Raw genomic sequence first — 20,812 nt, 5'->3', positions numbered from 1 at the left:
GCTTCGTTGATCACGCGGCGAGCGTGAGCTTGGACCGTGTCCTACGTGGTGAGGCGGACGAGTCGTTTGTAGCAGCACAGGGCGGCAGCGAGGCCGAGCCAGGCCAGGTAGTTGCGGGGATCGCGCTCGTAACGAGGGCTCAGGCGTCGGTAGCCGGAGAGCCGGGACATCGTTCGCTCGATGACCCGACGGCGGCGGCCCAATCGTTCGCCGGATTCGATGCCTTTGCGCGCGAACCGTACTCCGATGCGTTTGCCACGTAACCATTTCCGCAGGTCGGCGCGGTCGTAGGCTTTGTCCGCGTGGAGGCGCTGGGGCTTGAAGCGGCGGCGGTGATGAGGGTCGTGTCTCGTTTGGTGACCCATGACAGCGAAGGGCTGAAGCCCATGGTCGAGGGTCACCGAACGAGACCCCCCGACAGCCGCAGGCATGGCGCCGGTCATCAGGGTCGATCACTCGACAGAGCAACACGGCGTGGCCGGGGTGCAACTGTTGGCCGATCACTTCCAAGCCGAGGCCATCCAGCCTGCAGAACGTCGTCGGGTCAGCAGGGCAGAAGGTGGCGTCACGCACGAGCCCAGGGTGCAACCGCCGTTGATCGTCCGGTGGTGTTGGGTCGATCAAGCGCGGTCGTGGAGCGTGACCTGGTAGCCGTCGGGGTCGGCGAAGGTGAAGGTCCGACCGAAGGGGCCGTCGATCGGTGCGGAGACGATGGTGTGACCGTCGGCGGCGAGTGCGTCGTGGATGGCCTGGACGTCGGTGGCGTGGAACCAGATCGCGGTACCGATGCCGGGGTGAGCGACGGATGCGAGGTCGGTGCCGGGAATGACGTCGCGGAGTGCGAACGCGATCGGCTTCGTCTCGAAGACGACGGCGTGCGGAGGTCCGGCCGGCGAGCGGACGAAGCCCAGGTACTGCTCGTAGAACGCCTGCGAAGCGTCGAGGTCGCGCACTTGGAGCGAGATGAAGTCGGGGCCGGTGGCGGGCATGATGACGCTCCTTCTTTCCGTGTCAGTTTCCTGACATGCGTCAACCTATGTCAGAATGCTGACATGAGTCAAGAAGGTGTCGGCGTCGACCTGGAGACGTCACTGGGCTACCTGCTCAAAGAAGCGTCGAGCGCCCTCCGCGCGGCCATGGAGGAAGTGCTGCGGCCGCTCGGGATGAGCGTGACGCACTACTCCTGCCTCGAGCTGCTGGCGCAGCGACCGGGCTTGTCGAACTCCGAGCTCGCGCGGGGCGCGTTCGTGACACGGCAGACGATGAACGTGCTGCTCCACGCCCTGGAACGAGACGGCTACGTGACCAGGCCCGCGGAGGCACCCGTCGGGAAGGCGCTTCCCGCGCGGCTCACGCCTCGCGGCCGACGAAGCCTCGAGAAGGCGAGCGCGGCCGTCCGGTCCGTCGAGGCCGGAATGCTGGCCGGCCTGACCGAGACCGAGCAGTCAGACGCTTTCCGGATCCTGCAGAGCATGATCCATTCCCTGCGCGGTGACAACGAGGGCGCATAGCTCGTTCCGCGGGGCACGTCTCGTCGCGCTCGGACAGGAGTGCAGCCGAGCCTGAAACCGTGTCGGCGACCTCGAAAACCGACAGACCCCGACTCCGTCCGTGGCTTTCGCAACAGGGCCCTAGTGTGATGCACCAGAAATCCTGAGGGTTAGTAAGTGCCCTGCTGTCAAGTCGCATTCGGGGCCTTCTGCTGTGGCGATCACCTTGTCCGAGGCCGAGCGAGCCGAGTTGGTGCGCCGGACGAAAATGCCGCACCGGCGCTCGGCCGAGAAGGCCCGCATCATCCTGGCGTGTGCTGACGGCATGTCAAACGCGGGTGTCGCACGGCTCGTCGGAGTCCAGGCCAAGACGGTCGGAAAGTGGCGTCGGGCATTCGCCGCAGAGCGGATGGCTGGGCTCGAGGACGCCGGCTGGACAGGCCGGCCGAAGGCCGACCTGATCCTCGGCAATGCTGAACGCAAGCAACTGCAGCAGGGGGCGCGGCAGGCCAAGACCGCCCAGTTCCTCGCGTTGCGAGCCAAGATCGTGCTGCGCTGCGCGGAGGGCGGGACGAACCGGCAGACCGCTACCGACCTCGGCATCGACAGATCGACCGTTGACCGCTGGCGGGCCCGCTTCATCGCAAAACGCCTCGACGGTCTGCATGACGAGCCGCGCTCGGGCCGGCCACCCTCGATCCTCCTCGACCAGGTCGAGGAGGTCGTCGTGGCCACCCTGGAGTCGCTCCCGGGCCAGGACACGCACCGGTCACGCGCCTCGATGGCCCAGCGCACCGGCCTGTCGAAGTCGACGATCGGGCGAATCTGGAAGCGGTTCGACCTCAAGCCCCACTTGCGGGACTCCTTCAAACTGTCCACCGATCCGCAGTTCGTCGCCAAGGTCGTCGACGTCGTCGGCCTGTACCACCACCCGCCCGAGAAGTCGGTCGTGCCCTGCGTGGACGAGAAGAGCCAGATCCAGCCGCTGGACCGGTCCCAGCCGGTGCTGCCGATGATGCCGGGCATGCCCGAACGCCGCACCCACGACTACCTGAGGCACGGCATCACCAGCCTGTTCGCCGCCTTCAACATCGCCGACGGCACCGTCATATCGGCACTGCACCGCCGCCACCGGGCGATCGAGTTCAAGAAGTTCCTGATCCGGATCGACAAGGCGGTGCCCGCCGGGCTCGACGTGCACCTCGTCTGTGGCAACTACACCACCCACAACACCGCCGAGATCAGGACGTGGATCGGCGAACACCCCCGCTTCCACGTCCGTTTCACCCCCACCGGCTCCTCTTGGATGAACCAGGTGGAGCGGTGGTTCGGCCTGCTGACCGACAAGCTCATCCGCCGCGGCGTCCACACCTCCGTGAAGGCACTGGAGGACGACATCACCGCGTGGATCAACACCTGGAACGAGAACCCGCGGCCCTTCACCTGGACCAAGACAGCCGACGAAATCCTCGACTCCCTCGCCGACTACCTCACCAAGGTCGGAACCACCGGCCAGAAAACAGAGCAGAACCAACCCTCAGGATTTCCGGCGTATCACACTAGACGGCACAGACGGGGCGGAACCGGGCGAGAGGGAGGTAGCGGGCGCGTTCTCGGGGAGTGAGGTCCCGGTGCAGGGAGTGGCAGATCTTGGTGACGGCCGCAGCCCGATCAGGGGAGGCGACCGGCCAGAGCCACACCGTTTCGCTTCCGTCGTCGGTGGCCAGTGTGTGCCCGTCGGGGCTGAAGAAGACCACCGGGGACCGGCTGGGATCGGCGAAGGTCCGCTGCACCTGGCCGGTGGCGGTGTCCCACAGGCGTACGGTGCCGTCGTCGTCGGCGGCGACAAGGCTGCCGCCGGGGCCGAAGGCGAGGGACACGATTTTGCTGGTACCGCTCAGTGTGGTCCGCGGCGCGCCGGTGGCCGTGTCCCACAGATGCACGGTGCCGTCGTCGCCGCCGGCGGCCAGGATGTGTCCGTCCGGGCTGAAAGCCATCGATTCCGTGCCGGGCGGCACGGTGATGGCGGCAGCCAAGCGGCCGGTGGCGGTGTCCCACACGCGCACACGGCCGTCGTTCGTGGCCAGAAGGCTCGCGTCGGCGCTGAGGACCGCCATGCCGCCGAAGCCCGTCCGGTGTTCCCACAGCCTGCGGGGTGTGCCGGTGGCGGTGTCCCACAGCCGTACTGGCTGCGTCAGGTCGTCGATGCCTTCGGGGTCACCGACCGTCACCATCAGGCGTCCGTCGCGGCTGAAGGCCGTGGCCCAGTTGCCCGGCACCGTGAAGGCGGCGCTCCGCCGGCCGGTGGCGGTGTCCCACCGGTGCACGGTGCCCTTCTCGCCGCCCATGAGCAGTGTGCGTCCGCGGTCGACGAACGCCAATGCCGTCACGGCCTCGTGGAAACGGGCAGGGACGGCGCGCAGGCGGCCGGTGGCCGTGTCCCGGACACGTACGGTGCCGTCCTCGCCGCCGGTGGCCAGCAGACGCCCGTCCGGGCTGAAGGCCGGCGGGCAGGTGCCGCCGGGGTCGGGCAGCGCCAGCCGGGGCCGTACGGCAGTCATGTCCCACAGGCGTACGGTGCCGTCGTTGCTTCCGGTGGCCAGCACACGCCCGTCCGGGCTGAAGGCGGCGGACGTGGCCCAGTCGATGCGGCCGGGAAGAGTGGTGCTCCACCCGGTCGGCGCGTCCACCACACGGGCGGTGTGGTCGTCCCTCACGACGGCCAGGGTGCGCCGGTCCGGGCTGACGGCCATGGCCGTGACCGTCGTGTCCGGGCCGGGCGCCGCCGGCAGCGTGGCCCTCGGCCGCCCGGCGGCGTTGTTCCGCAGGTCCACGGCCCCGTCGGCGTGCCCGGCGGCGAGAGTGCCGCCGTCCGCGCTGAGCGCGATGGCCTCAACGCCGTCACCGGACAGGACGGGCCCGGGGACGGGCCGCTTGGCGGCGATGTCCCACCGCCGCAGTGTGCCGTTCAGCCGGTCCAGGACATCGGCGGTGCGACCGTCGGCGCTGAACACCACTTTCACGCCCCCGGATGCCACCGGGCCGCCACCGGACGACGCCAAGGACCCGGCGGGCAGGCTGAAGGAGGCGCGGGCGCGACCGGTGGCGGTGTCCCGCAGCTGTACGGTGCCGTCGGCGTCGGCGGTGACCAGGGTGCGGTGGTCGGGGCTGAAGACGACCGGCACCGAGCTTTCCTCGTGGTCGTCGATGCTGTTGCCCGTGCGCACCTCCCCGATGGGCCACCTCCGCAGGCCGCGGCCGGTGGCGGCGTCCCACAGACGGACCGTGCGGTCGGCCCCGCCGGTGGCCAGCAGGTGCCCGTCCGGACTGAACGCCACCGAGAACACGGCGCCTTGGTGTCCGGTCAGTGTCACGCGGGTACGGCCGGTGGCGGTGTCCCACAAGCGTACGGTCCGGTCGTCGCTCGCGGTGGCCAGGGTACGTCCGTCGGGACTGAAAGCCAGTGCCTCGACCAGACCCGAGTGGCCGGCCAGGCGCAGCGCGAGGGGGGAGGCGGCCGCCGTGTAGAGGCCGGCTGTCGCCTCGGCCGTGGGGCTGGTGCGGTAGGCGTGCACGGCGAGCAGCGCCGCCAGGTCCGGATCCGTGGCGGTCAGGGCGGCCGACTGCGCCGCGAGCTGGCGGGACAGCGCGGTCCGCCGGGCCGCTTCGGCCGCGCGCTGCTGCTCCCGGCTGGTGCGGCTCTGCTGCCAGGCGATCAGGCCGGCCGTGGTGGCCAGGGCCAGGAGCACAGCCAGCGTCGCAGTCAGCAGCCGCTGTCGGCGGGCGGTACGCGCCGTGGCACGAAGCTCCTGGTCGCGTACGGCGAGGGAGGCATCGAGGAACGACTGTTCCGCAGGACTGAGGTCGGCCTGCCGCTCGGGGCCGGCGAAGGCTTCCTCGGCCGCGGCCAAGCGGATGCCGCGGTAGAGGGCACCGGGGTCACGGCCCAGGTCGTGCCAGCCGCGGGCGGCCTCGGTGAGCCGGCGGTGGGTGCGCAGCCGTTCACGGCTCTCGTCGATCCAGGCGCGGTAGCGGGGCCACGCGGTGATCAGTACCTCGTGGGCGAGCTCGACGACGTCGCCGTCCAAGGTGAGCAGGCGGGCCCCGGCCAGGTGTTCGCGTACACGGCGGTCCTCTGGCCGGCCGGTGTCGAGTTCGGCACGGGGTACGGGGCGGCGGGTGTCGGGCGTGCCGTCGCCGGGCGTCACCAGGCGCAGCAGGATCCGCCGGGCGGCCGCGGCCTCGTCCGGCGTGAGGCCGCCGTACAGCTCCTCGGCACTCCGGGTGACGGCCTGCTCGACGCCGCCCGCCGCCTCGTACATCTCCAGGGTCAGCGTGCGGCTGCGGCGGCGGCGCCAGGTCTCCAGCAGGGCGTGCGAGACCAGCGGGAGACTCCCGGGCCGGCCCTCGGCCTCGGCGACGATCCTGGCGGTCAGATCGCGCTCGACCACCAGCCCGGCCGCCGAGGCGGGTCCGACGACGGCCTCGCGCAGTTCCGCGGGTGACATCGGGCCCACCAGCAGTGTGGCCTCACGCAGGGCGCGGGCCAGGGCGGGGTGTTCGGCGCAGCGGCCGAAGAAGTCGGCCCGCACCGCGATCACCGCCCGCAGCCGGCCGCCGGGCGCGCAGGCCCCCACCAACCGGTCCAGGAACACGCCCCGCTCACCGTGCTCGGCACCGAGGGTGAACAACTCCTCGAACTGGTCGACGACAACCACGGTGTCGCCGTCTCCGGCGGCCGGTTCGAGAACGTCGGCGCGCTCGGCGGGACGGCGGCCCGGAGTGAGGATACGGATCGCCTCGGGGCGCGGACCGGACGGTCCGCCATCCCGGAGGGCGGGGACGAGGCCGGCGCGCAACAGCGAGGACTTGCCGCTGCCCGACGCGCCCACCACGGCGACCAGCCGGTGCTCGCGGACCTTCGCCACGAGCTGCGCGGTCAGCACGCCCCTGCCGAAGAACACGGCGGCGTCCTCGGGCTCGAACCGGCGCAACCCCCGGTACGGCGCGTCGGTGTCGTCCTGGCCCGGACGGGGTTCCTCCACCACCTCACGGGCCGCCTGCCGCCAACGCCGCTCCCACTCCTTCAGATCCCCGCCGCACGCCTGCACGTATGCCAGCACGGTGGCCAGCGTGGGCAGCCGCTCGCCGGCGGCCGCCTGCGACAGGGTGCTGGCCCCGGCTCCGGTACGGGCGGCCATCCGCCGGTACGTCGGGCTCCCGGCGTCCGTACGGAGCTTGCGCAGGTCGAACGCCAGGCGCTGTAACGGGCCCTCGGCAGGATCCAGCGGCCTTTCGGGTCGTCCCGCCACGTGCCCCGCCCCCCGTCGCCCGCCGCTGTCCCGCGTACCACTCGGCTGCCCTGGTGAGGCGGCCCCGGTATGGGACGGCAACCGCGGGTCTCCGGTTCCGCCGCGCCGTGGCATTGATCCGGCTGGTGGGACGGGCCTGCCATTCAATGCCGCCGGGGGTGGACTCGGTGCCGAGGCCGTACCCCGGCGCCACCGCGGGGAGCCGGCCCGGGACATCCACCACCCCTACCGGAAGGAAACCGTCACCATGAACACCACCAAGCGCGTCGCGCTCGCCCTCAGCTCCGCGCTGTGCGGAGTCGCGGCCGTCTGCGGACCGGCCGCCCAGGCCCTCGACAACCCGGCGCCCGCGCACGCCTCACCCGCTGCCAAGGCCGTCAAGACCGTCAACAAGTACAAGTCGTTCAGCTGCGGCGGCGGACGTGTGAAGGTGTGGTACCGCGACTACGACAACAACCGCACCATGCTCCGTGAGACGTACCTCAAGGACGAGATCGGCCTGAAGTTCATGACCGCCTCCGCCATCTGGCGGGCCGACGGCGGCCGGACCACCATCCAGAAGCTCTGGATGGAGGAGCGTGGCTTCCCCACGGTTCACGACTCGCAGACCAAGGACGTCGCCATCGCCAAGCGCCGGCACCCGTACGTGAAGGTCACCATCCACACCGTCTTCGACACCTGCCACGGCTACATCCACCTGTACTGAATCCGGCGCACCACCACCGCGGCCGCACCGGCCGGGGCCCGAGCGGGCGGCAACCCGTCCGGGCCCCGGCCCGCGCTCACGACGCCGGGGCCTCCGGTCACCGGTCCAGGCCGGCATCTCGTGCAGGTGATGGTCCACGGCGACAACACCCTTGGCGGTGAAGGGACGTCGACCGGGCCGGGCAATGCCGAAGTCGACTCCTCCTCGACCCTGGGCCTCGCCTGAGTCCGCAGGTGCAGCGACGCGGTAAATCGCTGGAGGTGTCGCGTGGTTAGCGTATGGTGGATTCACCGACGCGGGGTGGAGCAGCTCGGTAGCTCGCTGGGCTCATAACCCAGAGGTCGCGTGGTTCAAATCCCGCCCCCGCTACGATCGAAGGGTCCGGCTGCCGCCGGACCCTTCGTCTCTTTCTGCGGACACCAACGCCTCTGGACTCTGGGCGGTCGTTCCGCTCCACCGATTGCTTCATACCCACTCCACGCCCAGCTCCCGTAGTGCGTGTCCAGGGGCGGTTTTTCTGATCAGTGCCCACGGCAGCGGGCATATGCCCGGAGTGCCGAGGGTGACCGGCAACTCCGGGGCGGGGGCATCCAGTTGATCGGGGGAGTGAGCGCAAGCGGTATCGGAGCGATCTGTCGGACGGCGGGTCACACGAGCCGTCGGATACTGCTTCGTGACCCTGACGTGGACTGTCTGCAGTCGCGGCAGATGCCATCGGGGTGTGCTGGACCGATCATGGGTCTGCCGCAGTCTTCGCATTCCGGCCTCCGCGGTCTGTTGCTCTCGCGAGCGGTGGTACGCGGCTGGGCGGCTGCCCGGTTGCGGTGATCGCTCCGGTGTTCGATGCATCGGCGGCATGGCTGGTCGGTGTCGATGATGGGGCCTTGCCCCTTGTTCTTCTTGGTCTCCTTCATTTTCCCCCATGAGCCGGGCCTGGTGACTCAGGGAGCCTCTGGCCCGCGAGCTTCCGCCCAGATGTTGCCCAACCTCCTTCATCCCGCGAGAGTGGTGAATCTTTCGTTGAGACATGGCGATAAGTCACGTCGATACGTGTACGCCCACGTACGTCTCTTATACCTTGCTGTCCGCTTGACCCACATCTGCTCAGGAAGAGGGGGAACATGAAGTCACGCCTTCGCTTATCAGGGATCGCGGCCGCTGTCATGCTGCTGACGGCAGGACTCACCGGGACGGCCACCGCTTCCGTCGAGACACCCGCTACTGGCGGCGTGACCACCAAGGGCGACCCACAGTACAAGTGGATCAAGAGTGCCTGGTCTGGCCAGTGCGTGGCTCTTCCCGGAGGAACCATGGATGCGGGGGCTCAGGTTATCCAGTGGCCCTGTGGGGCCTTCAACGACCACTTCTGGATTCTCAAGTACGCCTTCACTCAGGGCTCCACCAGCTACTACCAGGCGGTGAACCTGAACAGCGGTCAATGCCTTGGCGTTCAGGGCGGTAGCACGGACGCAGGAGCCCCCGTTATTCAGTGGCCGTGCGGGGACTATCACGACCACTACTGGGGTCTCGTGCCGGACAAGTACGGCTCCCGGCTCAAGAACCTCAACAGCCAGCAGTGCCTGACCATTCCTGGGGGAACAGGAGACCAGGGAGTCGGCCTGATTCAATGGCCCTGCGGAGACCAGATCGACCAGGTCTGGAACTGGACGGCCGCCACACCGTAGGCCATCCGGTAGGTCGTAAGCTGGCGGCCCGCGTCAAGTACCGGGTACGCAGCACGTCCTGAACGATCGTCTCGGCCTCGCCGCACAGCCGCCCGGCGCCTCGGCCATGCTGGAGCGGCCCGGCAACAGGCCCGACACCACCCCCTCACCAGCCCGCCACCGGCCAAGCAGCACGTACACCTGGTTGTTCGGGGTTCGTCCTGTCCGGCCGGATCCAGCCGGGCAGGGTCTTCGACCTCACCCTGCCCCTGGGCCAGGTCGCCGAGGGCTACCGGGCGATGGACGAGCGCCGCGCGGTCAAAGCCCTCCTGGAGCCCTGACCGCGCGGCCGCGGGGGATTACTGTCCGATCGGGTTGAGGTAGGTGCCCGGGCGGGTGGCGCCGTCCTGCTTCAGGATCTGGCCGCCGAACGGCCACTTCAGGGTGAAGTGCTTCGTCTCGTTCGGCGGGGTGACCAGGAACATCGCGGGGACAAACTTCTCCTTCTGCGGCGTGGACCTGGCAACGGGGAGCAGGTTGATGCTGAAGTCCGTCGTGTCCCCCCGCCCCAGGGTGATCTTCGTGGGCTTCTTGGCCGAGCGCACCAGGGACCAGGTGCCGTCGGTCCTCTGGGCGCCGACCATGTCGACACCGGCGAAGCCGGACAGGGTGCAGGTGCGGTTGCTCTTGTTGGTGAACCAGACGAACGCCTGCGTCTGCTTCCCGGTCCGCCCCATCTCCGGCTTCGCGTCGTCCCCGGTGGCGAAACCGGCCTTCAGGTCGGTGGTGTGGCAACGCGCCGGCGCGGCCTTGGCGGTGGCGGCCGAGGCCGGGACGGCGGCGACGGTGCCGGCGGCGACGATCGCCGCAAGGGCCACGGTGGTCATTTTGGTCTTCATGACGTGCTCGGTTCCCCTCGAATACGACTCGGTGCGCGAGGTCAGTGCGCACCCACGCACCTGTAGACGCTCGATGTCCGGCGGAGGTTCGTTGCGCGGGCAACCTTTTCCGCCGCACACGGTGGGGGCATGGCGCCGCCTCTGCCCGAGCTGCCGGCACATCTGGCCTGGGTTCGCGCCCGCCGGTTTCTATTCCGAAATCTGGTGAGCACTGATCAACGCTGGTTCGGATCGGTGCCCTGCCCCGAGTGTTCGGTAGACGTGCGCACGTGCCGTAGACCATTTACGGGACAGCCCTGAGGGACCCGTTGCTTCATACCCTCACAGTTACGGGCACCTGGGTACGAGGACTCACCCTCTGGCCAACCGAATCCGAACACCACCCGGTTGTCCACAACGCTCTCAGAAGTTCTCGGCCTCGCGCCAGCCGAGGAACCGGTGGGGCGTCCTCGCGAGCTTCCGGGCCCTGAGCGGGGCTGTTGCTCTCCCTTCGAGGACCGTCACAAGAAACTCCACCAGCCCCCCGTCGAAGACCGTCCAGGGCTTCTCCCCACAGAGCGCCTGCCGCCGGAAGACGGCGATCTTCCACGTGTCGGGCTCACCGATGCGCAGCCAGAGCAGCACATCCCCGTTGGTCGTGCCCCCGAGGACCAGGAGCTTCAGCGGGCCGCCGCCGGGGAAGTGGACCGCGAGCTCGGCCTCGTCCTCGGGCCGGAGGTACGGCGCGAACCCGTCGAGCAGGTCGCCGTACACCGACCCGGGCACCGGAGGAGTACTGATGCCGAGGTACTCGTCGATCTCTCCCCCTCCGTACACCTCGACGAACTCCCGGTAGTCCGACGGCAGCACGACCCCTTCCGTCCGGGCGAGTTCCTCCCAGTCCACGGTGTCTCCACCACTGGACGGAGGTGGGAGCACGTCACGCAGGCGGGTCACCAAGGGATGTGACACAGCCGGTTCCTTTCAGAGATGCGGGGGGTCACGCTCAGTCTCCCGCGAGCGGAACGTCGACGCCCGTCCTGCCGTCGACCGCGGTACCGAGGTTCTTCCAGCCGCTGCCGTCAGTTCTGACGAGGTTGGAAACCTTCTCGGAGTCGGCGCCGACCCGCACTCCGTCCTTGTTCCAGGAGATGTAGGACATCTGGAAGCGGGCGGGCACGGTCCGGCTGCCCTCGTAGACCGGGGCCACCTGGTAGAGAACCGTGTAACCGTCGTCGACCTGCTTCCTCACCTTGTCCTCGAAGTGCAGCATGCTGTCCATCGGCGCGATCGGCTCCTTGGGCTTTCCGACATACGAGTTGGCGTCCGTGCCGCAGGTGACCAGGTTCTCCAGCTCCTTACCGGAACCGCCCAGTTGCGCGCCCAAGAGGTGACAGGCGTTGACAGCGCTGGGTCTGCCGCCCAGGTGACGGAGGTACCGGCGTGCCCAGGCGTAGCCGGCAGGGTCTTCTTCCCTGTCTGCCGCGCTGCTGCCCGGGTGATCCTTGAGGTAGGCGCTGGTCAGGCAGGCCGACGCCCCGGTCGCCCGTCCGCCGTGCCCGACATCCCTCTGGCCGTACTTGATCCAGCCCGCCTCGCTGGACTCGTCGACAACGTTCGGCGGTCGCTGCGTCAGACAGGTCGGCCCGCCGGTCGGCCCGCTGCTGCTCGACGGGTCCGGTGACGCCGGAGTACTGCTGGAACCGCAGGGCGCGCCGAGCTGGCGCGGGGAGGTCCACTGGTGGGTGCCGGAGGCGTTGACGACGACGAGGCGGTCGACGCGGGGTCCGGCGCCGTTCGGTTCGCACAGGCTGTCCCGCAGGGGCTGGAACCGGGGGTCCGTGGACAGGGTGTGTTCGAGGTCCTGTGTGGTGGCCAGGTCCAGCAGCGGGCCGACGGACGCTTCGAGGTCGAGCCGCAGTACCCGTTCGTATCCGGGCCGCACTTTCTGGCCGCCGGTGGTCCCGGAGTCCGGCTGCTCGCCGTTCAGTTGTGCGGCGCCGAGGCGTGCCCGCGAGCCGAGTTCCGCCGGGCTCCGCACTGTTTCCGCCTTCACGGCACGTTTGACCTGCCGGCCTTGTTCGGTGGTGGTGTAGAGGTAGTCCGCCGGGGGTGCCGCTTTTCCGGCTGCGGCGGGCGCGGTCCAGGTGACGCGCGCACGCGGGTCGCTCTGGAGCAGCAGTGCGATCTGCTGCAGCACGCGCTGGTTGGCGACCTTCTCGGTGGTGGGGAGGATGTCGCGCAGGTCCTGCGGGTTGTCCAGCCGGCCGGAGCCGACGATCTTCCCCAGGTCGGGCAGCTCGCCCTGGTCGTTGGCCGTTTCGATCGCGTCGGTCGCCCTGCTGCCCGCCTCGGTGTCGCTCGTCGGCCGGTCCTTCGTCATGACGTCGAGCAGCCCTGCCACGGTGGGTTGCAAAGGAGTGCTGAACGAGAGATCGTCCGGCCGCAGGTTGCGGGCATGCAGCCGGCTGCCGACCTCGGGGTCGGGGCCGTACGCGGCGGTCGAGTACACCCAGGCGTAGTCGGTGAAGGTCACCGTCTTGCCGGGAGGGGCGATGTTGGGGCGGGTGCCGCTGACCGTCCTGGACTGCTTGGGTCGCAGGGTGCCCAGCGGGTGGGGGCCGGTGGGCACGGGCCTTGACCCTTGATCCTGGACACACGAGACACTGGATCCTGAGGATCTGAGAACGGACATCTCGTGGTCATGAAGAACTATCCGCCGCAGTTCAAGGCGGACGCGGTCGCGCTGTACGGTCGCGGCCGGAGGCGACGATCAGGCAGGTCGCCGCCGATCTGGGGATCAACCCCGAGACCCTGCGGAACTGGGTCCGGGCGGCCGGAGCGAGTCGGCCCCGCGGGCGCCGGGCGGAGGTGCCGGCCGAGCCGCCGACGCCGTTGGAGGCGGAGAACGCCGCTCTACGGAAGAAGGTCCGTGAGCTGGAGGAAGAGCGCGAGATCCCGCGGAAGGCGGCGAAGTATTTCGCCGGGGAGACGCGCTGGTGAACCGCTTCCAGTTCGTCGCCGACCACCAGCGCCGCCACGGCGTGAAGCGGCTGTGCACCATCCTGGGCATCGCCCGCTCCAGCTTCTACTACTGGCGCCGCACGGCCGCGGACCGGGCCGCCCGGCAGGCGGCCGACGCCGCTCTCGCCGCACGGATACGGGCCGTGCACCGCGAGTCGGACGGCACCTACGGCGTCCCCCGGATCACCGCCGAACTCCGCGAGGCGGGCGAACGGGTCAACCACAAGCGGATCGCGCGCGTGATGCGAACCATCGGCTTGGCAGGGGTGCGCTTGCGTCGCAGGCACCGCACCACGATCGCGGACCCGGCCGCGGTGAAGGCCCCGGACCTGATCGGCCGCGACTTCACGGCACGCAAGCCGAACACGAAGTACGTCGGCGACATCACCTATCTCCCCGTGGACGGCGGGAAGTTCCTCTACCTGGCCACCGTCATCGACCTCGCCTCACGCCGCCTGACCGGCTGGGCGATCGCGGACCACATGCGCACCGAACTCGTCACCGACGCCCTGGCCGCCGCCGAACAAACCCGCGGCAGCCTCACCGGGGCGGTCATACACACCGATCACGGCGCCCAGTACACCAGCCGGGCCTTCGCCGACGCCTGCCGCCAAGCCGGCGTCCGTCAGTCCATGAGCGCGATCGGCAGCTCGGCCGACAACGCACTCGCCGAGTCCTTCAACGCGACCTTCAAACGCGAGACGCTCCAGGGCCGAAAGCGCTGGTCCAGCGAGCCCGAGGCCCGCCTCGACGCGTTCCGCTGGCTGCACCGCTACAACACCCGACGCCGTCACTCCCGCCTCGGACAACGCAGTCCCCTCGCCTACGAGACAGCACTCGACACAACATCAACTACCCTGGCCCAAGCCGCATAGCCCGTGTCCAAGATTCCGGGTCAAGGCCCGGCCACTGCCCGGTGCTGCTTGAGACGGCTGATCCCGCACTCGACCGCATGCCGCTCGCGGTAGTCAATCTTGTCGAACTTCGGCGGTCGGCCACCTCGCGAACCACGCTTCTCGCGGTTGCGGACTTGATCGGCCTTCTCCGGGATCGTGCACCCGATGCCGCGTCTGCGCAGGTAGGCGCGGTTCGCGCGGGAGCCGTAGGCCTTGTCCGCCCGGACCTTGTCCGGCCGAGATCGCGGCCGGCCAGGACCGATCCGAGGCACCCGGATCGCCTCCAGGACCGGCTCGAACTGCGGACTGTCGTGCCGGTGCCCCGCGGTGATGAGCAGCGACAACGGCCTTTGACCCTGCTCGCAGGCCAGATGAATCTTCGTGGTGAACCCACCCCTTGACCGGCCCAGCCCATGGTCGTCCGGTTCGGTGGCGATGCCACCAGGCGACTCCTTCTGCCCTGCGCCGTCCCGGCGGGCGCCGGCCCCGCGTGCTGGTGGGCCCGGCAGACCGTGGAGTCGACGTTGACCTCCCAGGTGATCAGCCCGGCCGCGTCGGCCCGCGCCTGTAACAGCGTCAGCAGCCGGGCCCACACCCCCTGCCGCTGCCATCGCCGGAACAGCCCGTACACGGTCTGCCAGGGCCCGTACTCACCAGGCAGGTCACGCCACGGAACCCCCGTCCGCACCCGCCAGCGCACCTCGTTGATCAACCGACGCCGCCCCGGCCACCTGCGACTCACACCCGCCGCAGGCAGGAACGACTCCAGCACCGACCACTGCTCATCAGAAAGATCCCCACGCCCCACACGGTGATCATCACGGGACGAGACGTGGACCGGAACCCCGACCTAAAACACGGCCTAGGTTCGGGTGGGTTGTCTGGCAGTGGTGGGGGGCCGGGGCGGTAGCGTGAAACGCATCGGATCCGGACCGGACGGAGGGCCCCCGACAGGCTCGACGGACCGCAGGATCTCGACCTGTGTTCGATCCGAGACCGTCGGATTCTCCGATCCGCAGTGGACGACGGATGCGGGCATTGGCTCGGTCGGCGGAGAACGTCCGGGCTGAGCAAAGTTGTGGCCGACAGCTCGCGTAGGGCTGTCGGCCGCAGCACGTCTGGCAGTGTCCGACCAGTCAGGGCGTATCAGCAGCCGTCTCTCCTCCGACTCAGCCGCGACTGTCAGAGGCGCGCACTACGGTCCTGCTATGGCAGCCAGAATCGATCTGACCCTTGATTGCGCAGACGCGAAGCTCCTCGCCGAGTTCTGGAAGACAGCCCTGGGGTATGTGGACGAGCCGCCGCCCGCCCCCTTCCAAACCCGCGAGGAGTGGCTCGCGCAGTTCGACCTTCCGGAAGACGACTCCGAGGACGACGGCGCGTGGCTTTGCGATCCTGACGGCGCCGGCCCCCGGCTCAGCATCCTCAAAGTCCCCGAGCCGAAGACCGCGAAGAACCGACTTCATATCGACGTCCGGGTGCCGGGACACGGCAGCCCCGATGAGAAGTGGGCGCGGATCAGGGCGGAGTCCGAGCGGCTGGTCAAGGCGGGCGGGGTCGTCCTGGAGGAGTTTGCGGGGCACCACATGGTGATGGCCGACCCGGAGGGCAATGAGTTCTGCGTTGCCGCCGCCTCGGCTTGACGTTGACCAGGTGCGGGATCACCCTGCCGCCGACCGGCACGATCCGCTCATCGCCCAGTAGCCGACTCGGAGCGGCCACGGGTGGCCGGACCATGTGCTCATGCGCTGGCCGCCCTGACTGATCTTCGCTTGCCCTTTCGCTGATCAGGTCCTGCGGCGCCTTTTCTCCTGGGTCTGGGCCAGGCGGAAGCTGTCGGTGCCGGTCTCGATGATGTGCGCGTTGAACGTGACCCGGTCCACGATCGCCGAGCAGAGCCGCGGGTCGGTGAAGGTCTGCTTCCACTCCGAGAACGGAGCGTTGGATGCAACGGCGATCGCCCGTCGTTCCTCGCGCTCGGTAAAGATCAAGGCTGATTCCTCGTTTCCCTCCGAGCGCTGCACATCTTGTGCATCACTGAACCTGTCTCCCTTATACATGCGAGGCAATCGTCTTTGTGCAGCCATTTCCGGCCATCCTCGTCGCACCCGTCCGCGATTCACGGACAGAGGTGATCGCGTCGATAACCTCTTCTCCTTATCCGACGCGACAGAACGGGACATGACGACCGGTCACCCAGCGCGCCGGAAACAGGGAGGGAACCCGCCGCATGACCACCGCCGAGCCCCTGCGCTACGCCGTCGACGTCACCCCGGACGACGTGGCCGCGATTACCGACTTCCACGTTCCGTGTCGTGCGGCATCGAGCTGGAAGCGCCAGCCCCGCGCCTGGCTCGCCCGCGGACAACAGCGGCCCTGCTCGTCGCGGTCGCGGTGTGCGTGATACGGACGGCGGATCGGGAGCGGGTGAGAACTGAGGATTGCCACCCAACCTCAGCCACACATACGGTCCTTGACGTCCCGGGAGGGCCCCGGGAGGGAAGGGCAGCGATGCGGGCTTCAGAACTGGCCATAACGGCGGTACGGGTGATGACCGGAGGGGCCCCGGCCACGGCGGAGCGGAGGGCGGCGGTACGGGAACTGGTCCGGGGTCGCCTCGGCGGAGACCCGCTCGGCGCCTCGGCGCTGGCCCGGCTGGACGAGCAGCCCGGCGAAGGACCGGAAGGCATCGTGGCCTCGGTGCTCAACGACGCATTACGCGCGGACCCGGACTTCGCCGCGCTGCTGGCCAGGGCACTCCAGGCCCCACAGAGCCCACCGCCCCCAGCACAGCCGCCGAACCCAGCGCAGCCCGCCACACGCCCGCGCGCCACGACAGGACCTCCCCCGGGGCACCCGCCAGCCCCGGCTGCCATGCCCGCCGGGGCGCGCGTCCAGGTCCCGGCTGCGGCCGACGTGCGGAAGATCGTGCTCCTCGGGTTCCCCCAGATGATGCTGGCCTACACCCTGCTCTACATCGCGACACAAAACGGCGCGGGCTCGGGCATCGCGATCCTCGTTCTGCTTGTGTCGGCAGGCCTGACGGGCTACGGCATCTGGCTCGGCATCGACCTGCTCCGGCAGCACATCCGCAGTGGTGCGCTCGTGGCTGCGGTGGTGTTCGACATGCTGGTGCTCCTCAGGGTGCTCCTGTGGCTGCTGGACACCGCACGCAACTGACGTCCACGGGCGGCCGCTATGACCGGACATACCCTCTGGGACAACTTCCTCGCGCACGGCCGGACCGTCCTCCTCGCGGCCGCCGCCGGAGCAGGAGAGCTCGCCCGCACCCGTGCCACCGGCGCATCCGAACGTGCGAGCGTGATCGCAGGGTTCGGACCGGCCGCCCAGCTCATCGCGCGGGACCGGATCGCCAGCAAGGCGTAAGCCGCCACCGTCCGGGAACCGCTGTTCCGGCTGGCGACCGCGGCCGCCCCGCTCCTGCGGCACCCGGACACCCAGGTCGCGGACACCGCCGGCACGCTGGTCAACGTCACCCTCGACACCAAGAGGGACACCCGGAACCTCGACGCAGCGTTCACCGCGTTCCACGCCGCGGTGACCAACGCCGAGCACGAACCCGCCCCATGGTGGACGCGCCTCCGACTCCGGTCCGGCCAGAACACCCGTCACGGGGCCTGAGTGCCTGCTTCTGAGCCCTGAGTCAGCACCACAGGCAGGCCTTGCCGCAGTCTGGGCGGTACGGAACGGCCCCCGCCGTCGGCGGGGGCCGTTGTGCTGAACCGGGCCGGTGGTGCCCCGGCTATCCCGCAGCCTGTGCGGTCGTCGCCCATTCGAGGCCCAGGGACGCGAGGCGTTCGAGCTGCTCACTGCTGAGTTTGGCGCGCCGGGTGCGGGTGTTGGCCAGGAATACCCCGATTCGTACGGCTGTGCCGTCGGGGAGGGTTTCGGTGTGGGCGCGGCTGACGGGCCCTGCAGTGCCCGTGCGTTCCCGGTACTGGGCCAGTGCCGCACACCCCCGCTCGAACGCCGCAGAGCCGCTCCTGGGCGCCTTCGCGGGCGTCTTGGGCTCTGGCGGGAGGGGGGTCACGCCGATGCCCGTCAGGCGCTCACGCTGCCCAGCGGTGAGGCCCTGCCAGGTGACGTGTTCCCGCTGCCGCTTCAGCCACCGGCCGACGTCGGTACCGCCGGCGGTCACACCGGGCACGATCTCGTCCAGCTCGGCCCCCAGGGCGAGCAGCCGGGACACCCCGGCGTAGGCGCGCTGCCAGTCCAGGGGCCAGCCCGGCCGCCAGTCCGGATCGATCGCGGCCAGCTGCGCCGCGCGCCGCGCCGCCCGCGCCGGATCCTTGCCCAGACCGCCCTCCTTGCGGCAGTTGGCCAGCCACTGCCCGACCGGCTTGTCCAGCGCGGTGGCGGTCACCGGCGCCGCGAGCGTGCCCGCCGCGGCGTAGTAGGCACGCGCGGCCGCGAGGTTCTCCTCCCACGCCGCCTCCGCCGGATCCCACACCATCCCCAGCGCGTCCAGCTCCTCGGCCCGCTGCGCGGACAGGGCGCCGGCCGCCAGGGCGCGGCGCTGGTCGGCCAGCCACCGGCCCAGCGGGTGGGAGTGACCGTTCGGCATCAGCTCCCGGTGCTCGTACGGCACCGCCAGATGACCCGTCCGCTCCCGGTACGCGACCGCGGCCCGGTGCCCGGCCTTCCAGTTCTCGTGCTCGGGCTCCAGCACGTTGTAGCGCACGAGCCGGGCGATCAGCGCCGGATCCCGGTGCGTCCCGAACCGGATCAGTACCCGCTGCTCCTCCTCGCCCTCCGCCGGTTCCTCGCCCAGATACGACGGCTCTCCAGGGGTCCGGCGCATATCCTCCTGCGGAGCCGCAAGCATTTCCACCGCACGCTCATCATGCGCACGCAGCCCGGACAACACCTTGATCAAAGGCCGGTACGAAATCGAATACGGCATTTCCTCTTCGGTCTCATCCGCCCGCAGAAAAATGGGCACGATCAGCGTGGCAAGTTTCCCCTGACCCGGTTTCTGCCGCAACGCCCGACCGATCGCCTGCACGATATCGACCGCACTTCCCTTCGGGTCGATCAGCGCGACCGAATCCACCGACGGCACATCCACCCCCTCACCCAGCACCCGGCAGTTGGACAGCACCGCCCGCCCCGCCCGCGCCCCGAACCGGGCCAACCGGTCAGCCCGTTCATCCGGCGCGTGCTCACCCGACAGCCACCCCGACCACACCCGCTCCGGATACCGCTCCGGGTCCTCGGCGTACAGCCGGCCCACCACCCGCCCAAGCCCCTCCGCAAAGGCACGCGCCTCGATTGTGCGGTGATGGAACGTGATGCACCGCGTCAGAGAGTGCGCCGCCATCGTCTCCAGCAGCGCCGCCTGGAGCACCGCCAACCGCTCCCCGCGCACCTCCTCCTCATGCCGCCGCTCCCCGTACAGGCGCTGCGGGGTCAGGCTCGCATCCCGCACCTCCGCCACCACGATCTGATACCGCGCAAGCAACCCCCGCGCGATCGCCTCCGACAGATCCAGCTCATGAAGGACAGGCCCGTAGATCGCCTCGTCATCCATCGAACAGGCCAGCTCCTCCGGCAGAGGATTCCGCCCTGCCCCCGCCTGCTCCTGCCCCCGCCGCGCCGGCCGCTCCATCCAGATACGCGGCGTGGCCGTCATGTACAGCCGCCGCATCGCAGGCAACAGCTCCTGGTCGTGCACGGCCGCCCACGCCTTCCCCAGCGAACCGCTCGTCCGGTGCGCCTCATCGACCAGCACCGCGTCCCACACGTCCATCGGCAAGCCGTACTCGCCCCGGTGCGCCTCGATGAGCACCGGCAGCGACGCGTAGGTGGCGTACACCGTCACCGGGCCCCGCCCGTGCCACAGAGCCAGCTGCGGCGCGCTGGTCGTGCACCGCACCCCCAGGGAGTACAGCCGCGGGTCGTCCTCCAGGGAGCACACCGCAACCGCCGGCCCCGAGTGCCCGAACGTCCGCCATTCCTGGACCGTCTGTGCCAGCAATTCGAGGGTCGGGACCAGCACCAGCACACGGCCGTTGGGCACGAGACGCTGCATTGCGGCGGCACCGATGAAGGTCTTCCCGGTCCCGCACGCACTCACCACAACGCCGCGCAGCCCCTCGGCCGGAATCCGCTTTCCCGGAGGGATATCGAGCCCTCGGACAATGGCCTCCACGGCCTCCTCCTGATGCGGCCGGAGATGAATCTGATCCGTCATGCGCGCGTCTCCATTCGGGAGGATAGGGGGCCGGGATTCGTTCGTGATCCTACCCTCTGCATCACTTGATGCAGAGGGTGCTTGCTGTCAGGACATCAGTTCGACTGACACTCGCCCCTGGTGACGGGTCCAGCGTGCTACGAGCGGGGTCCGCACAGGGGTTATGGTGGACTGGTGAGTGAGTGTCCGCTGGCGGTTCGGATGGCCTGTCAGGTGATGGTGGATCAGTTCGTGCGTTGGTCCGGGTGGTGGTTCGGGTCGAGGCTGCGGGCTCGGCCATCCCGATGGAGTGGTGGTCCACGGTTCGTGAATCTACCTGGCGGGGGAGTTGATGCACCACCAGCCTCTTCTTGCTGCTGCCCGGCGTAGCCGGTTGGGCGGGAGCGCAGCGGACGCCCTGCCCGGGGAGCGCAGCGGACCGGGCCGGATTGAAGCGCAGCGGAAATCCAAATTCTCGCGCAGCGGGAATTTGTAAACACGCGGAGCGTGTTTATCAGAAAGGCGCGCAGCGCCTTTCCAGGATTCGCGCAGCGTGCGGACCTTGTCGGCCACGTCCTGGGAGTACAGCTCGGCGACCTTGGCGCGGATGGCGGCGCAGACCTCCTGGGCGTCGTCGGCGCCGCAGACC

General features: G+C 69.5%; 13 protein-coding genes, 1 tRNA gene and 7 pseudogenes. 11 read left to right on the top strand and 10 right to left on the bottom strand.

Annotated features, from left to right (window positions below):
- Nucleotides 1-41: 41 nt before the first annotated feature.
- Both ACWDD7_RS36450 and ACWDD7_RS36445 read right to left on the bottom strand, forming a co-directional pair.
- Nucleotides 42-431 (bottom strand): annotated as a pseudogene (locus ACWDD7_RS36450) (transposase); the annotation flags it as partial.
- A gap of 189 nt (nucleotides 432-620) precedes the next feature.
- On the bottom strand, nucleotides 621-989 hold the full coding sequence (locus ACWDD7_RS36445) for a VOC family protein (RefSeq protein WP_351877843.1): 369 nt from the start codon (nucleotides 987-989) through the stop codon (nucleotides 621-623).
- A 63-nt stretch (nucleotides 990-1,052) separates the two neighbouring features.
- Here ACWDD7_RS36445 and ACWDD7_RS36440 point away from each other — a divergent pair, with 63 nt between their 5' ends.
- Both ACWDD7_RS36440 and ACWDD7_RS36435 read left to right on the top strand, forming a co-directional pair.
- Nucleotides 1,053-1,511, top strand: coding sequence for a MarR family winged helix-turn-helix transcriptional regulator (locus ACWDD7_RS36440; protein ID WP_450460559.1), 459 nt, complete (start codon nucleotides 1,053-1,055; stop codon nucleotides 1,509-1,511).
- Between the two features lie 193 nt (nucleotides 1,512-1,704).
- Nucleotides 1,705-3,000 (top strand): annotated as a pseudogene (locus tag ACWDD7_RS36435) (IS630 family transposase); the annotation flags it as partial.
- A gap of 49 nt (nucleotides 3,001-3,049) precedes the next feature.
- Here the strand turns inward: ACWDD7_RS36435 and ACWDD7_RS36430 are convergent.
- Entirely contained in the window at nucleotides 3,050-6,802 is a 3,753-nt protein-coding gene (locus tag ACWDD7_RS36430; RefSeq protein ID WP_450460558.1) for an nSTAND1 domain-containing NTPase, read from the bottom strand.
- Nucleotides 6,803-7,049: 247 nt separating this feature from the next.
- On the opposite strand from ACWDD7_RS36430, the gene ACWDD7_RS36425 reads away from it, so the two are divergent.
- From ACWDD7_RS36425 to ACWDD7_RS36410, 4 genes and pseudogenes are all read left to right on the top strand, one after another.
- Complete coding sequence (locus tag ACWDD7_RS36425; protein ID WP_351876502.1) at nucleotides 7,050-7,508, top strand: hypothetical protein; 459 nt, start codon at nucleotides 7,050-7,052, stop codon at nucleotides 7,506-7,508.
- A gap of 294 nt (nucleotides 7,509-7,802) precedes the next feature.
- Nucleotides 7,803-7,877: transfer RNA gene (locus tag ACWDD7_RS36420), tRNA-Met, on the top strand.
- Nucleotides 7,878-8,629: 752 nt separating this feature from the next.
- Entirely contained in the window at nucleotides 8,630-9,193 is a 564-nt protein-coding gene (locus tag ACWDD7_RS36415; protein ID WP_450460556.1) for an RICIN domain-containing protein, read from the top strand.
- A gap of 197 nt (nucleotides 9,194-9,390) precedes the next feature.
- A pseudogene (locus tag ACWDD7_RS36410) lies at nucleotides 9,391-9,513 on the top strand (IMP dehydrogenase); the annotation flags it as partial.
- An 18-nt stretch (nucleotides 9,514-9,531) separates the two neighbouring features.
- On the opposite strand, the gene ACWDD7_RS36405 reads toward ACWDD7_RS36410, so the two are convergent.
- The 3 genes from ACWDD7_RS36405 to ACWDD7_RS36395 all read right to left on the bottom strand — a co-directional run bounded on the left by ACWDD7_RS36405 (nucleotide 9,532) and on the right by ACWDD7_RS36395 (nucleotide 12,682).
- Nucleotides 9,532-10,071: a DUF4232 domain-containing protein gene (locus tag ACWDD7_RS36405; protein ID WP_450460555.1), complete on the bottom strand. Its 540-nt coding sequence runs from the start codon at nucleotides 10,069-10,071 to the stop codon at nucleotides 9,532-9,534.
- Between the two features lie 402 nt (nucleotides 10,072-10,473).
- Entirely contained in the window at nucleotides 10,474-10,956 is a 483-nt protein-coding gene (locus ACWDD7_RS36400) for an SMI1/KNR4 family protein (protein ID WP_450460554.1), read from the bottom strand.
- A 100-nt stretch (nucleotides 10,957-11,056) separates the two neighbouring features.
- Nucleotides 11,057-12,682 carry a DNA/RNA non-specific endonuclease gene (locus ACWDD7_RS36395; protein WP_450460553.1) on the bottom strand — a complete coding sequence of 542 codons (1,626 nt, stop codon included), beginning with the start codon at nucleotides 12,680-12,682 and terminating at the stop codon, nucleotides 11,057-11,059.
- 66 nt (nucleotides 12,683-12,748) lie between these two features.
- Here ACWDD7_RS36395 and ACWDD7_RS36390 point away from each other — a divergent pair.
- Nucleotides 12,749-13,949: pseudogene (locus tag ACWDD7_RS36390) on the top strand (IS3 family transposase).
- A gap of 29 nt (nucleotides 13,950-13,978) precedes the next feature.
- Here the strand turns inward: ACWDD7_RS36390 and ACWDD7_RS36385 are convergent.
- Nucleotides 13,979-14,778 (bottom strand): annotated as a pseudogene (locus ACWDD7_RS36385) (IS5 family transposase); the annotation flags it as partial.
- Nucleotides 14,779-15,178: 400 nt separating this feature from the next.
- Between ACWDD7_RS36385 and ACWDD7_RS36380 the strand changes: the two are divergent.
- The gene (locus tag ACWDD7_RS36380) at nucleotides 15,179-15,613 is read left to right on the top strand and encodes a VOC family protein (protein ID WP_450460552.1); all 435 of its coding nucleotides are present in this window, start codon (nucleotides 15,179-15,181) and stop codon (nucleotides 15,611-15,613) included.
- A 144-nt stretch (nucleotides 15,614-15,757) separates the two neighbouring features.
- On the opposite strand, the pseudogene ACWDD7_RS36375 reads toward ACWDD7_RS36380, so the two are convergent.
- Nucleotides 15,758-15,958 (bottom strand): annotated as a pseudogene (locus ACWDD7_RS36375) (ATP-binding protein); the annotation flags it as partial.
- A 242-nt stretch (nucleotides 15,959-16,200) separates the two neighbouring features.
- Here ACWDD7_RS36375 and ACWDD7_RS36370 point away from each other — a divergent pair.
- From ACWDD7_RS36370 to ACWDD7_RS36360, 3 genes are all read left to right on the top strand, one after another.
- Nucleotides 16,201-16,374, top strand: a complete 174-nt coding sequence (locus tag ACWDD7_RS36370; RefSeq protein ID WP_450460551.1) for a hypothetical protein — start codon at nucleotides 16,201-16,203, stop codon at nucleotides 16,372-16,374.
- A gap of 107 nt (nucleotides 16,375-16,481) precedes the next feature.
- Complete coding sequence (locus tag ACWDD7_RS36365) at nucleotides 16,482-17,150, top strand: hypothetical protein (RefSeq protein WP_450460550.1); 669 nt, start codon at nucleotides 16,482-16,484, stop codon at nucleotides 17,148-17,150.
- 18 nt (nucleotides 17,151-17,168) lie between these two features.
- The gene (locus ACWDD7_RS36360; protein ID WP_450460549.1) at nucleotides 17,169-17,357 is read left to right on the top strand and encodes a hypothetical protein; all 189 of its coding nucleotides are present in this window, start codon (nucleotides 17,169-17,171) and stop codon (nucleotides 17,355-17,357) included.
- 376 nt (nucleotides 17,358-17,733) lie between these two features.
- On the opposite strand, the gene ACWDD7_RS36355 is transcribed toward ACWDD7_RS36360, so the two are convergent.
- Nucleotides 17,734-20,184 (bottom strand): Helicase associated domain protein, encoded by a 2,451-nt coding sequence (locus tag ACWDD7_RS36355; protein ID WP_450460548.1) that lies wholly within the window; start codon nucleotides 20,182-20,184, stop codon nucleotides 17,734-17,736.
- A gap of 534 nt (nucleotides 20,185-20,718) precedes the next feature.
- A pseudogene (locus ACWDD7_RS36350) lies at nucleotides 20,719-20,812 on the bottom strand (triose-phosphate isomerase); the annotation flags it as partial.

It is taken from the genome of Streptomyces sp. NPDC001056 (assembly GCF_053598955.1).
This window is presented reverse-complemented; position numbering and strand designations above follow the sequence as displayed.